This window comes from Paenibacillus sp. YSY-4.3 (assembly GCF_054767475.1).
In genome coordinates, this window is the sequence record NZ_BAABMC010000001.1 from 1,178,272 (window position 1) to 1,195,004 (window position 16,733).

The 16,733-nt window shown below is 50.8% G+C and carries 12 protein-coding genes; all 12 read left to right on the plus strand.

Annotated elements, in window-relative coordinates; all coding sequences use genetic code 11:
* The first annotated feature begins 30 nt into the window (after positions 1 to 30).
* Positions 31 to 501, plus strand: a complete 471-nt coding sequence (locus ACYUJT_RS05555; protein WP_460319395.1) for a hypothetical protein — start codon at positions 31 to 33, stop codon at positions 499 to 501.
* 163 nt (positions 502 to 664) lie between these two features.
* Positions 665 to 4,210 (plus strand): collagen binding domain-containing protein, encoded by a 3,546-nt coding sequence (locus ACYUJT_RS05560; RefSeq protein ID WP_460319397.1) that lies wholly within the window; start codon positions 665 to 667, stop codon positions 4,208 to 4,210.
* Positions 4,211 to 4,341: 131 nt separating this feature from the next.
* Positions 4,342 to 5,016, plus strand: a complete 675-nt coding sequence (locus tag ACYUJT_RS05565) for a class D sortase (RefSeq protein ID WP_460319399.1) — start codon at positions 4,342 to 4,344, stop codon at positions 5,014 to 5,016.
* 86 nt (positions 5,017 to 5,102) lie between these two features.
* Positions 5,103 to 8,192, plus strand: coding sequence for a hybrid sensor histidine kinase/response regulator (locus ACYUJT_RS05570; RefSeq protein ID WP_460319400.1), 3,090 nt, complete (start codon positions 5,103 to 5,105; stop codon positions 8,190 to 8,192).
* Between the two features lie 63 nt (positions 8,193 to 8,255).
* Positions 8,256 to 8,921, plus strand: coding sequence for a GGDEF domain-containing protein (locus tag ACYUJT_RS05575; protein WP_460319401.1), 666 nt, complete (start codon positions 8,256 to 8,258; stop codon positions 8,919 to 8,921).
* 266 nt (positions 8,922 to 9,187) lie between these two features.
* The gene (locus tag ACYUJT_RS05580) at positions 9,188 to 10,111 is read left to right on the plus strand and encodes a D-alanyl-D-alanine carboxypeptidase family protein (RefSeq protein WP_460319403.1); all 924 of its coding nucleotides are present in this window, start codon (positions 9,188 to 9,190) and stop codon (positions 10,109 to 10,111) included.
* 29 nt (positions 10,112 to 10,140) lie between these two features.
* Positions 10,141 to 10,641: a sigma-70 family RNA polymerase sigma factor gene (locus tag ACYUJT_RS05585; RefSeq protein ID WP_460319404.1), complete on the plus strand. Its 501-nt coding sequence runs from the start codon at positions 10,141 to 10,143 to the stop codon at positions 10,639 to 10,641.
* Positions 10,642 to 10,808: 167 nt separating this feature from the next.
* Positions 10,809 to 11,825, plus strand: coding sequence for an NAD-dependent epimerase/dehydratase family protein (locus tag ACYUJT_RS05590; RefSeq protein ID WP_460319406.1), 1,017 nt, complete (start codon positions 10,809 to 10,811; stop codon positions 11,823 to 11,825).
* A complete protein-coding gene (locus ACYUJT_RS05595) occupies positions 11,825 to 12,898 on the plus strand; it encodes a dihydrodipicolinate synthase family protein (RefSeq protein WP_460319408.1) in 1,074 nt (357 codons plus the stop codon). The genes ACYUJT_RS05590 and ACYUJT_RS05595 overlap by 1 nt, the downstream gene beginning before the upstream one ends.
* A complete protein-coding gene (gene sdaAB, locus ACYUJT_RS05600; RefSeq protein WP_460319784.1) occupies positions 12,895 to 13,560 on the plus strand; it encodes an L-serine ammonia-lyase, iron-sulfur-dependent subunit beta in 666 nt (221 codons plus the stop codon). Before ACYUJT_RS05595 ends, sdaAB begins: the two co-directional genes overlap by 4 nt.
* A gap of 31 nt (positions 13,561 to 13,591) precedes the next feature.
* The gene (gene sdaAA / locus ACYUJT_RS05605) at positions 13,592 to 14,509 is read left to right on the plus strand and encodes an L-serine ammonia-lyase, iron-sulfur-dependent, subunit alpha (protein ID WP_460319409.1); all 918 of its coding nucleotides are present in this window, start codon (positions 13,592 to 13,594) and stop codon (positions 14,507 to 14,509) included.
* Entirely contained in the window at positions 14,502 to 16,550 is a 2,049-nt protein-coding gene (locus tag ACYUJT_RS05610) for an alginate lyase family protein (protein ID WP_460319410.1), read from the plus strand. The genes sdaAA and ACYUJT_RS05610 overlap by 8 nt, the downstream gene beginning before the upstream one ends.
* The last annotated feature ends 183 nt before the right edge of the window (positions 16,551 to 16,733 follow it).

Below are 16,733 nucleotides of genomic sequence, written 5' to 3' on the forward strand. Positions count from 1 at the left end.
GACATAAAAAAATTGGGGGAAGAGCTGCATATGAAATTAATCCGTAACTTTAGACATCGTTCTACCATTGTTTCCAAGGGCTTGGATCTCCTTGCTATGAAAGAAGTCGAGATTGTTAGAGATAAGTATGCTAGTTACAGAAGAGGTTACTATATTAATTTTGAAGGGCAGATGCTTGGCATTGTTGCTACGCCGAAGGGACCTTTGTTGTTCTGCAACGAGGATACCTACCTGCTGAAGGATAATAATTTTAAAATTCAATTGCTGCACCAGGGCCAAGAGAATACGTTTTTGTTCTCCTGGAGAGGGGAAACCAAACTGCGCCTCGCATATTCTCGCATGTTATACCGAAAAGGCGATGAGTGGGTAGACGATATGGTGCAGGATTTCTTTACTTGGCTTACGATGGCCGTCAAGCGGAAGAAATTCTACAGTTTCTATACTTTAAAAGAAGATGAGTTTCAAGAGAACGATGTAATTTTGCTGAAAATGGCTCAATAATAAGCAAATCAAGCTTTTGTAACCGCGTCCATCCTATTTGTTGAGAATTTGTCTAGTCGAATTTTGTACTATAGGCTTGCCGCTGCAGAAACCGACGAAGGGAGTGTATTTCAGAAAATCCTGTACAAGGAAGACAAGTTCTAAATAGGAGACGAATTAAAGTATGAGAAAAAAAGGTTTTGTATTGCTGGTCGCCGTCATGCTGTTTCTTCACAGCATCATAGGTCCCGGACTTGCATCGGCCAATGCGGCTGGTGGGGCAGGCGGCGCCGGAACGGGCAGTAAGAGCATTTTGACGAAAGTAACGCTTAAGAATGCGGCAGGCAGCGTCATTGATGCCGTCTATAATCCCAATGCCGACCCTGTGGTCATGGGAGCGCCGGTGACCCTGGAATATGAATGGGCCTTGGAGAATGGTCATGATTACGTCGCAGGGAGTACGTTTGAGTTCGACATTCCACAGGAATTCGAGTTGTACAACAGCGTGAATGGAATTCTTGAAATTAGCGGCCTAGAAATCGGTACGTTCGTTGCCTCCAAAAACGGCCATGTCATTGTTACCTTCGACGAAGATGTAAGCGGGTACTCTGATGTGGGCGGGACAATTATTTTCAATACCAATTTTAGCAAGACTACAATAACTGGCAGTACAGAGGTGAAAATTCCGTTCCCGATCCGCGGAGGGCAGCAGGTAGCGATTGTTCATTTCAAGCCGGATAAAGGCTCGCTGCTTGACAAGAGCGGCTTTGCTGCAGGGGATAAACAGATTCATTGGTCCATCGACGTCAACACTTTGCTTGAACGAATCGATCAGGCTGTAATCACGGATGAGACGCCACAGGGGTTAACCTTGGATACTTCCTCGATTCAGGTCTATAAGCTGGCCGTCAACGTGGATGGCACCACCCAGCTTGGAGCATCCGTTACGTCAGGGTATACGCTCGATACACAGTCCCTAAACGGCTTCAGAATCGAATTTGACGGGACGCTAGATTCGGCGTACCGGGTAACGTATACGACGAATGTCGGCAACGGCGATGAAACGAGCTTCACCAATACGGCGAAGCTGACGGGAAGCAAATCTGCCACCGCCTCGAAAACTGTGCCGATTCAGCGCCCTGATGTATTGAGCAAGAGATTTGAGAGCTATAATGAGCAGACTCGAACGATTTCCTGGGTGATCGAGTATAATTTCAGAGGCAAGCATATTCCGAATGGAATTTTGGAAGACCGCTTTAACGACACTCAGCATTTGGTAGCGGGAACGCTTGAAGTCACTGACCGGGAAACGGGCACGGTTCTGAACGAAGGAACGGGCTATGATTATAAGCTAACTCTCGTTCCAGCGGCAAACGGGAAGACCGGCTTCGATCTGGAATTCAATACTCCTATTAATTCCGGTTACATTATTAAATATGATACTAAGGCCAATGGGAGAATCCTGAAGGATGAATTGGTCGAAAATACGGTAACTACGGATGTCTATGGTTACAAAACAGCTTCCTGGACACATAAGAACCTGGTCATCCAGAAAACTCAAGTTGCGACAGATTACAACGCCAAAGAGGCGTCCTGGAGCATTGAGATCAACAAAGACAATTACGCGATGAAGGACGTTGTCATCACCGATGAATTTGTAAATAGCGGCCAGCAATTCAAGCTGGGATCGCTAGTCGTTACAGATCAACACGGTTCAGTCTTGTCCTCTCCGACGGATTACGAGTTCGCTGCTGCTTCGCCGGATATGAAACAAGGGTTCACCATTGACTTCAAACAGCCAATCAGCGGCGCTCATACGGTAACGTATGTGACGTACTTCAATCCAGAATGGAAGGATAATGGTGACTTTACGAGGTTCCTTAACCGCGCAACAATCACGGGGGAAGAAACGGGAGGCACGCTTGTAAACGTTACGGCGGAAGCTACGCTTTGGCCTGACGGGTTGACCCAAACCAATGGTTCCAAATCGGGACAATATGATCCAAGAACTAAAGAGATCACTTGGACGATTCGCGCAAACTATAACAAAAAATCCTTGAGCAGTGCGGCCATCGTTGACGCATTGAAGCAGGGGCAGAAGTATGTCGACGGTTCTCTGTCAGTCTATGAAATGACCCTCACCGGCGGATGGAACGGAACGGCTAAGGGCGTTCCGGTTGATCCGTTGAAGTATACGTTGACGCCACCGACCGAAGCCAATGGGAACGAGCTTCAGTTAACGTTCAATACCGTGAACGATAATACTCCGTACTGGATTGAATTCAAGACGAGCCTGCAGGATAGTGTTATTATCGATAAAGGCGCGGTAGAGAATGAAGCGGTGTTCAAAGAGGGAAATAGCACGCTCGCAACCTGGAAAGGCAATGCTTCCATACCGCAAGGCGGAGAGTTTGTATCCAAGGGCGGGGAGCAGAACGACGACAGAATTGATTGGACGATTTATATTAACCGCGGACAATCCTATGTTGAGGATGCCAAAATCATTGACGAGCCGACACCAAATCAGGTGCTGGTCGAGGATTCTTTCCGTCTGTACAAAGCAAAGGTTAACGCAAGCGGAGTAAGCAGTGATATAACGGGCCTGACGCCACTGCAGGAAGGCGTCGATTATACGCTGGTCATCGCTCCAGACGATTCGGGAAATTTCGAATTATTGTTTATTGATCCGATAACCGATGCGTACATTTTGAAATATCAATCGCTAATCGATGCAGGTAACGGCGAGGCTATCGGTAATAAGGTTCACTTTGAGGGAACCGGCATCAAGACAGATAAGATGGAATCCAACAAAGAGATTATCGTTAGAACCTCTGGAGGCTCGGGCACAGGCTCTGGAATCCGAGGCAATCTGGAAATAACCAAGGTCGACCAGGACAATTCGTCCCAAGTGCTGGAAGGCGCTGTGTTCGTATTGCAGGATGACAAGGGTAAAAGACCGGCGATCACGAAAACGACCGATGTCGATGGCAAAGTGTTGTTTACCGATTTGCTGTACGGCGACTATGTACTGGAAGAGCTGCAGGCTCCCGTAGGCTACGAGCTGCTTGATGCTCCGATCAATATCACAATTGACTCCAGCATCAAGGCCGACGGCAATGTTAAGAGAATGACCATTGCCAATGAAAAAGAGGCGGATCCACCGGTGACACCTCCAGTGACGCCACCGGTAACACCTCCAGTGACGCCACCGGTGACACCTCCAGTGACGCCACCGGTAACACCTCCAGTGACGCCACCGGTAACACCTCCAGTGACGCCACCGGTAACACCGCCAGTGACGCCACCGGTGACACCTCCAGTGACGCCACCGGTGACACCTCCAGTGACGCCACCGGTGACACCACCAGTGACGCCACCGGTAACGCCACCAGTAACACCTCCGGTAGAGCCGGAGAATTCAGTGACACCGCAAGAGCCAGAGGAGAACGGAGAGGATGGCGAATCCGCCGAAAATGCCTCGCCTGGCGAGAGCAATCCGCCTCAATCCGGGGCAGGCGGTCAAGACAATGAAGAACATGCGAATGCCAATGACGGCAAGAACGTGTCAGGAGCTGCCAAAGAAGCGCAGGATCATCCGAGTAAATCGGACGTGGGCGTGACCAAACTTCCAAAAACGGGAGAGAGCTCTGATTTGCCTTACTATGCCGCTGGACTGGCCATGATTATCGCCGGAATCTATTTACGGCGAAGAACAACTAAACAAGTTTAATGATGAATCCTTTCTCGGTATTTGCCGGGGAAGGATTTTTTTGTTCAGAAAAGTTGAGAAATTGTATAGAAACGGATTGTATACTGGGCAAATCAAACATGAATCAAGAATGATGGACAGGAGTAATGGATATGCGTAAGTTAGCGTACATTTTGATTGTTGCCGGAATAATCATTGTTTTATATCCCAAAATGAGCGTATTATACAGCGAGCATAGGCAGGAAGTGCTTTTGCGCGAGATTGAAAGCGCTGAGCAAAGCCACTGGAAGGTTAATCACAGCGACCTGGTATCAAGCTATGCGCAAGTATCCCGGTGGCTTGAGGAAAGCGCAGAATCTGAGCCGCTGGCTGAACATGCGGAACCTATCGATTCAGAGGAGGAAGAAGGTCTAGGGACAATCCTCATCGATTCTATCGATTTGAAGCTGCCGATATTGGAAGGTGCTTCAAAGCAGAATTTGCAGCATGCAGCCGCGCATATGACGGAGACGGCTCCCCTGGGAGAGGTCGGCAACGCAGCCATTGCCGCGCATCGTTCTCGCACAGCCGGTAGACTGTTCAATCGTCTGGGAGAGGTGGAGGTAGGAGATGAAATCGTCGTTCGTTCGAACGGAGAGAACTTCGTGTACTCCGTATACGAAATTTCGATCGTCAAACCCACCGACGTATCCGTACTGGAGAGCAGTGGCAATGATCGTATACTGACTTTGATTACTTGCGATCCGCTGGTTAACCCTACCCATCGATTGATTGTTCATGCCAAGCAGGACATCAGGGAAAGCGAACAAGCAGCGGGAAATGAGTAGACTTCCCTTATCAATATGATTGTGAGGCATGATCTACAACCTTACCGTAAAGGAACTGTTGAACCTTGTCCATTTCAAAAAAGCAGATGACAACGAAAGAAGTGTTCATTTGTCTCGGCATATTTATACTTGTGCTGGTCAGCCTGAGACTGCTTTGGTACTCCTTTCGCATAATGCCAGAGCATCCTCAGGCTGAACGCGGAGAACTGGACCTTAGACAGTGGCAGTTCAGCGATCGGCAGGTTATTACACTGAATGGGGAGTGGGAGTTCTACCCCGGGCAATTTGTAAGTCCAGCAACCAACGTGGAACAGCGTGGTGAATTCGATAGACTCTACATGCAGGTGCCGGGAAAATGGAGCTCATCCATAAATCATAAATTCGGCTATGGAACTTACCGCCTTCGGGTTTTGATTCAGGATACGGACGACGTATATTCGATTCGTCTCCCGAATGTCCAGTCAGCATCACGATTGTATATAAACGGCCAAATGTATGGTGAAATGGGGCACCCAGCAGAGACGAAGGAACACAACAAAGCAAGAAACGTCCCTTATTCTATTAATTTCCACACCACTAAATCTGAAATTGATGTTCTCCTCCATGTATCGAACTTTCATATCTACGGCATGGGCGGTATTGTACAGTCCGTGCAATTTGGAACGGCCACGGCCATGATGAATGAGAGGCTGCTGTCAGAAATGCTGCAGATCGTCGTATGTGTCGTATTGCTGATGCATGGCATATATGCAGGAATCTTGTTTGCCCTCGGTCATCGCGCCAAAGAACTGTTTTACTTTGCGCTAATGATTTTCTTTGCCGTCCTCTCCGTGTTAACGGACGACGATAAGCTGCTTCTGGTCTGGCTGCCTATCCAAATGGCATGGATATTTAAGCTGAAGATTATCATCTACATTTGCTTGGCCATTTTTCTAATGCTGTGCACGAAATCCCTTCTAGGCCGAAATGAGAGTAAAAGAATCGTTCGTGCGCTTATCGTGTTTAGCGCTGCAGGCATGCTGCTCATGATCAGCTTGCCGGATCGCTATTTGAGAGTAGGCAATCATCTACTGCTTATCGTTATGCTTGCCGTCATTATACTTGTTCCGTATTTCGCATTCCGCTCTATACGGGAAGGAGAACGGTCGGCCGTTTTCATTCTTATGGCGGCCGCTGCCGTTTCTATAAATATATTTATCGGCGGGATTATCAAGAGTAGATTTTGGATGGATATGCCATACTATCCGCTGGATTTGATCATTGCATTTGTCAGTTTTGCAGCCTTCTGGTTCATCCGGTTCGCACAGACAACAATTCATGCGAAGAGGCTTGCTGAACGGCTGCAAGAGGAAGATAAGCGGAAAGACGAGTTCCTCGCCAACACTTCGCATGAATTGCGTAATCCGCTGCACGGCATGATCCACATGGCTCAGGGTGTGCTTGATAATGGGCAGAATCGCCTGGTAGACAGGCATCGAAGCGACCTGAAGCTCTTGGTCCAGATTGGCCAGCGCCTGTCGCTTCAGCTCAATGATCTGCTGGACGTTTCATTGCTCAGAGAGGGGCAAATCCGGCTGTATAAGCAGAGCGTGAGTCTACAGGCGACGGCTTCCGGCGTAGTCGAGATGCTTCGTTATTTAAGCGATTCAAAAAAACTGGAAATGGTTCTGGATGTGCCTGAAGCGTTTCCGCGCGTTCTTGCCGATGAGAACAGGCTGGTGCAAATCCTGTTCAATTTGCTGCATAACGCGATTAAATATACGAACGAAGGCTTCATCGTGCTGTCGGCGGAAGTGCATGAGAACCAGGCTCGTATTTACGTAAGAGACACTGGTATCGGCATGGACGAAGAGACAAAGCGCAGAGTGTTCCTGCCATATATTCAGGGGACTTCTAGCGCTCCGGTCTTACAAGGCGGGCTAGGACTTGGACTCAGCATTTGCAAGCAATTCGTCGAATTGCACGGAAGCAGCTTGGAGCTGCAATCCGAGCCCGGTCATGGTTCCGTATTCAGCTTCTCGTTGCCGCTATCCATGGCCGATCAGAATGAAGCTGTTCCAGAAGCATGGGAATCCGGAGATGACGATGCAGCATATTTATTTTTAGCTTCCTCTCAAGAGATAGCCGAGCCAGCCGTTACGGAGGAAACTGCTCCGGATCAGGAGACGACCCAGTGGGATAGCCAGCCGAAAATTATCGCTGTGGATGACGATCCGGTGAACCTGAAAATACTGCAGCATGTTCTCTCTATAGAGCATTATCATATTTCGGCCGTAACTACCGCCGAGGAAGCGTTGCTGCTTCTTGATGCGGGGGAGTGGGACCTCGTCATTTCCGATGTCATGATGCCAAATATATCGGGTTACGAGCTGACGCGGGAAATTCGCCGCAAATATTCGATTTCCGAGCTGCCGATTCTGCTCCTAACGGCAAGAAGTAGGTCTCAGGATATCGAAGCCGGTTTCAAGGCTGGAGCAAATGATTACTTAAGCAAGCCAATGGATGCACTGGAGCTAAAAACAAGGGTGCAGGCTTTGATCGCCTTAAAGCGGTCGATTATGGAGCGTCTGCGCATGGAGGCCGCTTGGCTGCAAGCGCAGATTGAGCCGCACTTTCTGTATAATACGCTAAACTCCGTTGCTTCGCTCAGTGTTATGGATACGTCAAGGATGATTGTTCTTCTCGAACGATTTGGCAGTTATTTGCGGAACAGCTTTGATGTACGCAATTTGCAGCGGCTCGTGCCAATTGAGCATGAGATTGAGATGCTGCAATCTTATCTGTACATCGAGAAGGAGCGCTTTGGTGACCGTCTGCAAGTTGTTTGGGATTTGCAGGATTACAGTAGGGTTCAGATACCTCCCCTATCCGTTCAGCCCATCGTGGAAAATTCGGTCAGACACGGTCTGCTGACACGGGTAAGCGGAGGTACTGTAACGATCCGCATCCATAATCACTCCGATTTTACAGAAATCATTGTTGAGGACAACGGCGTAGGCATTGAGGAAGAGAAGCTGCGATGCCTGCTTGAAGCCGATTCTCATTCGCGCCGCGGGATAGGGCTCATTAATACAGACCGGCGCTTAAAGCAGCTCTATGGACAGGGCTTACGTATAAGCAGCGTTCCTGGCGAAGGAACGAGGGTGGCTTTTAAGATACCTAAGCCTAAATCATAGCCTGACCGACCTTGATTCTTCGCTATTTATAGTTCTTTTTATGAAATAGGATGTGATAAGAGTATGGCAGAACATACTGGAACGATTTATATCATTATTATTGGGATTTTAAGCGCCACTCTGGTCGGGATGACCGTTGTTCTTCGGTCCCTGCTCCGTGACAGGACAAACCTGATGAAGCTCGCTTATACCGACGCCGTAACAGGGCTTATGAACCGAAACGGCTTCGACCATTTCTGGGAAAGCTACAAAGGAAAGGACCATCTTGCTGTGCTGTCCCTTGATCTGGATCATTTTAAAGAGATTAATGATACATACGGGCATCAGGCGGGGGATCAGCTTCTGCATGATGTCAGCATTGGCCTGCGCCAAATCACGAATAAAAACCAGCTGGCTTTCAGAATCGGGGGCGACGAGTTCGTATTCATCATGAAAAATTGCGATTTGAATAAGGTGGAAATTTTAGCTGCACTCATTTTGGATAAAATTAGCAGGCCGTTCGAAGTTCAAGGCAGGAACGTCACCGTGACCGGGAGCATAGGGATCAGTATTAGTGAAGGGCGTAAGGTCGACCGGCAGCGAATGATGGCCGAAGCCGATCTCGCGATGTATCATGCTAAGAAGCTCGGCAGAAACCGTTATTCCCGTTACAGAGAGGAAAGGCATAAATATTTGAAAGAATTGGAGTACACGCTTAGGAAGAAGCATAAGAGAAAAATGCTGTTTTAGATCAGTCTGTCAAAGACGCGTCATCCCTTACAGGGAGGCGCGTTTTTTATCGATATCACGACATTCGTGGAACCTTGTCCTATAACCGTAACCTGATCTGAGCCAGTTACTGTTGGTGCCAGGACAGAAAGTTTAAGAATTTTGCAGCAAAATCTTAAGATATTCTTAATAATTTCTTACGCGGAAAGAAAACTCTAGCCCCGATAATGGAACTATCGAATTCATATGACGAATGCATGCAGAGTGGGAAAGGGGTTAAGAATTACTTGCGAAAAAAATGGCTTGCACTGTTTGTGGTCGTCGGGCTGCTGCTCCTGGCCAACTATCCGCAGCTTGACCATCTGAACCTGAACGCGTCTGCGTTAATGAATAAAGCAAAAACGCAATGGCGCATGATAACGGCCTCTAAGTTGAGCGGCGTGGAAGGGAAGGCCATGCTCGTTATGGATCGGGAATCCGGAAAAATCATATATGCCCATAACGATAAGAAGCGAATGTACCCGGCCAGTACAACCAAAATATTAACGGCGCTAGTCGTGCTGGAAAGAGGCAGCCTCGACGAGCTTGTAACGGTCGGCAAGGAGGTGCGTCTTCGCACAGCCGACGAGAGCACGGCAGGCTTGCAGGAAGGGGATCGGCTGTCAGTTCGTGATTTGATCGCGGCGATGATGCTCCCGTCGGGGAACGATGCGGCCAGAACCGCGGCAGTATTTATTGCGGAGAAAGAAACCGGCCGGAAGCAGGAGCCGGAGGAAGCGATCGCTTATTTTGCCGGTTTGATGAACCAGCGGGCTAAGGAGCTTGGCGCGAAGAACAGCCATTTCGTCAATCCGCACGGGCTGCATGATCCGGATCATTATACGACGGCGCGTGATATGGCAGCTATCGCCAAAGCCGCGATGAGTCATGAAGCATTTCAGGATATCGTCGGCGAGGCGGTTCACTATAGAGAGGGAACGGGGACAACAAGTGCTTTCCGTAACCGCAATAGACTAATTCAAAGTGATAATGAGTGGTATTTTCAAGGGGCTAATGGCATCAAAACGGGTTATACCGAGAAGGCAGGCTACTGCCTGGTCGGCTCGGCCGTCCGAAACGACAAAGAGTTGATCTCCGTAGTTCTTCATTCGACAGAGCTTGGGGTTTGGTCGGACTCAGTCAAACTGCTGGATTACGGATTTCAAAGTTAAAGAGAGAAAGACGAAGGGGAGAATTGGAAATGAACGCATTATCGATCGACAAAGCTTACCGTGAATATAAAAACGACGTATACCGGTATCTGTTCTATTTATGCCGGAATCACCATACTGCAGAGGATTTGACGCAAGAGACGTTCTGCCGGGCCTGGTCCCATCTTGAGCAATTGCCCGAGAAAAAAGTTAAGCCCTGGCTGTTCCGTGTGTCTCATAATGCTTACATAGATAAGCTGCGCAAAGAGAGCCGTTCCTCCTCCTATGAAAATGAATTTTTCTACCAATTCGCTGGCGAGGAAACGCCGGAAACATGCGTGCTTCGTGAGGAGAGCCGTCAAGAACTTTACAGCCAATTGTCCTTGCTGAATCTTAATCAGCGTCAGGCTGTGCTGCTGTACGACATTCACGGCTTCTCTTACCAGGAAGCAGCGAATTTGATGGAAATTTCACTGTCCAAATTCAAAATCACCTTATACCGCGCGAGACAAAGACTGCGCAGTGAATCGAAGGTTACAGCGACCGCATAATCAGGAAGGCCGGGGAATATCCCCGGCCTTTATTTATTTTTAAAATTACTGTAAGCGCTTTTAAGGACGATTTAAAGACGTTGTCTTATAATAGCGCCGCTTCTAGAATGAAAGACGATAGGAGGTATTGATTTCCATCTGATCATATTACTAGTAGAGGTGAGAATGTGAAAACGATAAGCGAACTGGAGAGCAAATTAAGCGAGCCTTCTGACCGTTTAATAGAGGATTTGTCCAAGCTGGATGGAGATATTCTCATCCTCGGCGTGGGCGGAAAAATGGGGCCAAGTCTGGCCAAACTGGTGAAAAGAGGGATCGATGCCGCCGGCCTCCGCACGAAAGTAACCGGGGTATCCCGGTTCTCCACCGGCGAGCTACGTACCGAGCTGGAGTCGGCAGGCATTGAGACGATTGCCGCTGATCTGCTGGATGAAGCGGCGCTTGCCAAGCTGCCATCCGCACGCAATGTCATTTATATGGCTGGGAACAAGTTTGGAACTACGGGGCGCGAGTACTTTACCTGGGCGATGAATGCCTATTTGCCGGGGCGTGTGGCGGAGAAATTCCCGCAATCGCGGATCGTCGCTTTTTCCTCGGGAAATATTTACCCGCTTACCGATATCGGGTCGGGCGGCGCCTCCGAAGAGACTCCTCCTGCTCCCGTTGGCGAGTATGCGCAATCCTGTCTTGGCCGGGAAAGAGTGTTTGAGTATTTCTCCCGGAAAAATGGCACGCCTATCGTCAATTTCCGCTTAAATTACGCAATTGATTTGCGTTATGGCATATTGCTCGAAATCGCCAAGGCCGTTAAAGAAGGAAAGCCGATCGACTTAAGCATGGGCCAGGTCAATGTCATCTGGCAAGGGGACGCCAATGAAATGGCGATCCGCTCCTTGCTGCTGTGCGACTCGCCTCCCGTGACGCTCAATATTACCGGACCAGAGACGGTCTCGGTACGGTGGATGGCGGAGCGTTTTGGCGAGCTGCTTGGAAAATCTCCGCAATTCAGCGGTACGGAGCAGCCTACGGCGCTCCTTAACAATGCCTCGCACTCCCATCAAATGTTTGGCTATCCCCGCATTACGCTTCGGCAAATGATGGAATGGACGGCCGGCTGGATTGAAGCTGGAGGAGACACGTTAAACAAACCGACGCATTTCCAAGAACGGGCAGGTGCGTTCTAATGACGGCCCTTCAGTTGAAACCGGAGGTAGATGCGCTGCTGCACCGAGGCACCGTTATGCCGGCCCACCCGTTGGCTCTGGATGCGGCTAGGCGGTTGGATGAACGGAGACAGCGCGCCTTGTCCCGGTACTATATCGAATCCGGGGCGGGCGGCATCGCTGTAGGCGTGCATACGACCCAATTCGAAATTCGCGATCCAGAGATCGGCTTGTATGAGCCGGTTCTGCGCATAGCGGCGGAGGAAGTCGAGGCAGCGTGCCTGGATCGCACGTTTATTAAGGTCGCGGGGATTTGCGGGCCGACGGATCAGGCGCTGCGGGAAGCTGAGCTCGCGGCTAATCTCGGTTATGACTTGGGCTTGGTAAGCACTGGGGGGCTGGATTCATGGAGCGAGTCCGAGCTATTGCAGCGTATGGAAGCGATCGCAGAAGTCATTCCCGTTTTCGGGTTTTATTTGCAGCCGGCTGTGGGCGGAAAACGGCTAAGCTATGAGTTCTGGCGGGAAATGGCTGAAATCCCAGGCGTGAAGGCGATCAAGCTGGCCCCTTTCAACCGCTATCAGACGCTGGATGTCGTCAGGGCTGTTTGTGAATCCAGCCGCTGTGAATCCATCGCTTTGTATACCGGCAATGACGACAATATCGTGGCTGATTTGTTGACGATCTACCGCTTTACGGTCGACGGTGCGAAAGTGGAGAAGCGCATCGTCGGTGGTCTGCTTGGGCACTGGGCGGTCTGGACGCGCAAAGCGGTTGAACTGATGTCGCAGATTATTGATTTGCGGGAAAGCGGCGACAGCATACCTAATGAGCTTCTCACGCGAAGCATGGAAATCTGCGATGCGAATGCCGCCTTCTTTGATCCCGGACATGATTTCCATGGCTGTATTCCGGGCATCCATGAGGTACTCCGCCGCCAAGGTTTGCTCGAAGGCCGCTGGTGCCTGAACCCAGCGGAGCAGCTGTCTCCGGGGCAGATGGAGGAGATCGACCGGGTATACCGCGCTTATCCCCATCTGAACGATGATGATTTCGTGCAGGGCCATTTGGCAAAATGGCTGGGATTGCCATGAAGTATCGCTCGGTCTTTGATATCATCGGTCCGGTCATGATCGGGCCGTCCAGTTCGCATACGGCGGGTGCAGCGCGCATCGGCCGGATGGCCAGGCGGTTATTCGGCTGCGTTCCTCATAAGGCCCAAATCGAATTTTGCGGCTCATTCGCCAAGACGTATCAGGGGCATGGTACGGATGTGGCGATGGTCGGCGGGCTGATGGACTTCGATACCCATGATCCCCGAATAAAGGATGCTCTTAAAATTGCAGAAGATATTGGTCTTAAAGTTACGATCACGACCGTAGACTTGCCAGAGGAGCATCCTAATACGGCCTGGATTCGCCTTGAGGATGAAGCAGGGACAATGAAGGTGAAGGGCATCTCCGTCGGGGGCGGTAAAATCGCCATCCTGGAGACGGATGATTTTCAAATGAATCTGGCGGGGGATGCCTGGACATCCCTCGTATTCCATAAGGATCAATTCGGCTTGATCGCCTCTGTGGCCAGTGTGCTGGCGGATCGGCGGATCAACATCGCCAGAATGGAAATGTCCCGTAAGGCGAAGGGCAGGGAAGCGCTCTTGATCATTGAGACGGATGAAGAGATATCCGCTTACGCCGGATCGCAAATCGCAGCTATTGCCGATGTCGCGTATGTCCGGATTTTGCCACCATTGTGAATACGGTGAATATAGAGGGAGGTTCCCGACCATGCAGTTTAGCACGATAGAGGAACTGGTGCAGCTTGCAGAGGCGCAGAGCAAAGCGATATCCGACATCATGATCGAGGAGGAAGCACTGGCCACTGAAGTGCCGAAGGAGCAGATTATCGGCAAAATGCTTCAGCACCTGGACACGATGGAGAAGGCCGTGCAGCGCGGATTGACGGAGGAGGTCAAATCGCGTAGCGGTTTAACCGGTGGGGATGCGCGCAAGCTGGCGGGCTACTTGCAGCAGGGTCGTACCATATCCGGTCAGCGGGTGCTTCAAGCGGTCAGCCGGGCGATTGCGACGAATGAGGTCAACGCCGCGATGGGAACGATCGTCGCTACGCCGACAGCGGGAGCTAGTGGTGTAATTCCAGGTTGCCTCTTCGGGCTGGCCGAGGAATTGGGCGCGGATCGCGACGCAATGGTCCGCTTCCTGTTCTCGTCAGGCGCCATCGGCTATGTGATCGCCAACCGCTCATTCATTTCCGGCGCCGCCGGGGGATGCCAGGCTGAGGTCGGCTCCGCCTCGGCCATGGCGTCCGGGGCGATCGTCGAAATGGCCGGGGGTACGCCGAGGCAGTCGGCCCATGCCGTTGCGATCGCCTTAAAGAACACGCTGGGTCTGGTATGCGATCCCGTCGCAGGACTCGTGGAAGTGCCCTGCGTGATGCGGAACGCGATGGGGGCGGCCAACGCGATCGTATCGGCCGATTTGGCGCTGGCCGGAATCGAAAGCATTATTCCGGCGGACGAAGTGATCGGAGCGATGTATCGCATCGGCCAGGCGATGCCCGGAACGCTTAAAGAGACGGCGCTCGGCGGGCTTGCGGCGACGCCGACTGGCGAAAGGCATCGCCGGAGGCTATTCGGATCAAGTATAGATCGATCAGAAGAGAAGGGAGACATACGGGATGAGTGAAGGCTCACCGCCGGTTCGGCGCTTTTATTGGACAGAGGAGGATCGCCGGTTTATCGTCGATGCCTGCCGGAAGCACTGGCCGGAGGAAGTGAAGGAAGTGGTTCACCGGGCTGATTTAGCGTGCCGGAACACCTTTATTTTCACCCATCGCTGGGATATGGAGCGCTGCGAGGAGGAGGTTACTTTTCCGGAGCGCATTAACTGGTATTACCGGCATAACGAGGATTTGGAATGGCTTGTGATGCTGAACCGTGCAAGGTATATGGGCGAGCTCGGGCAGGCCTATTGGCTGACGGGAAAGGAGAAGTATGCCGAGGGATACATCCGGCTCTTGAAGGACTGGATGCAGCAAAATCCTTTGACAGAGGAAGAAGTGCAATCTGCGGCAGACCGCGCATACAACGTCAAGGATACGTGGCGCAAGTTGGATAGCGGTATACGGATTACTCATTGGCTAAAGGGATATTACTGCGTTCGCCGCTGTTCCTTGTGGGGGGATGCGGAGGAGAAGCTGTTTAAAGAAGCGGTCCGCAGGCATGGAATGTATTTGAATTTGGCTTATGTTCCGCATGATCGCCAGAGCAACTGGGGATTCCTGGAGACTAACGGTTTATTTCAGTTGGCCCTGTTGTTCCCCGATATCGCGGAATCCGAGGCATGGCTGCAGACTGCGCTGCAGCGGCTGGCGGGAATGTGCAGGCTGCAAGTGTACCCGGACGGACTGCAAAACGAGCAGTGCACGATGTACCATCATGAGGTGCTGCATTGCCTGTTCGAATCGCTTTGGCTCGGCAAGCTGAATGGCATTGAAATGCCGCAAGTGCTGGATGACACGCTAAATCGCATGTATACCGCTTCGCTAGCGTTCGTTCAACCCGACGGATGTCAGCCGATGCTCGGCGATAGCGATGGGACAGATATGCGGGACGTGCTCTGCCATGGTGCCGTTTTGTTTACGCGTGGCGATTTGAAGCGAATGGCTTATGAGAGGTTGGATTATGAAGGGATTTGGTTTTTTGGGGAACGCGGGTACGATCGCTTTAATCAATTGGAGATCCAGGAGCCAAGCTTCACGTCGATTCTGTTGAATGACAGCGGATATGCCTTTATGCGCAGCGAATGGGGCAGCCAAGCGCAATACCTTGTTTTTGACGGTGGCCATATGGACGTGATCCGGGCGCATGGGCACGATGATTTGCTGCATGTGAGCCTGTTTGCGCACGGCCGCGAGTTTCTTATTGATCCCGGCAGATTTACGTACATGGAAACGGAAGAAAGACAATATTTCATGGAATCGCTGCAGCACAATACGTTGTCCGTTGACGGGAAGACGATATCAACGTACGTCAGCTCCTGGCGATGGGCGGATGTGGCGAGGCCGCTCGACCGTTACTGGAACAGCGGTCCGGATTTTGATTACGTGCAGGCCGGACATGACGGCTATTGGAGATTGGAGCAGCCGGTGCATGTGGCGCGTCAGGTGCTGTTCGTGAAGCCGGATTATTGGGTCATCGTTGATACTTGCCGCTCCCATGGAGAGCATGAGTATACGATCCCTTTTCATTTTGCAGAGGGGCTTGAGCTGACGGTCCGGAAGGATGGCATCGTTCAAGCGGCTGAAGCTCAGGACGGTCCAGCCTTGTGGATCATTCCGTTTGTTCCCGTGGAAGTACAGCAGGGGGCGAGCTGGGTGTCTCGACATTACAACGAGAAGACCCCTTCGGTCAAAGCATCCTTCGTCCGTAAAGGCAAAGGTTTTACCAAATTCATAACTCTGCTGTATCCCAGCGCCAGCCGGCAGTCGAAGCTGCCTGTCCTGCAAGAGCTGGAGGTGCTGGATAGTTACGGCAAGCAGGTTCCGTCCCATTTGGCTTCAGCATTTTCCGTGCAAAGAGAGCAGGGGAAGGAAGAGTTCGTGTTCTCCCATCAAGGTCCGCGCAGCTACCGGTTCGGTGGGCATCATCTCAGTGGTGAGGTGCTTCTTGTGCGTAGCGGCGGATTTACCGGGAATGATGCGAGGCCATACATCATAAAGGTATAAGTAAAGCACGAATAAAGGACTTTTTAAGGACGTTGACCCTAAAAGGATGCATGCAGTAATTTTAAAGTAAGTTCACGGTTCACAAAAAAGACACATTTATGAGAAAGCGCTTTTATGAAGTGAACATTCCAATCATTAGGGGGTTATAGCTTGAAAAGTCAGCATAAAAAATGGGGCGCATTG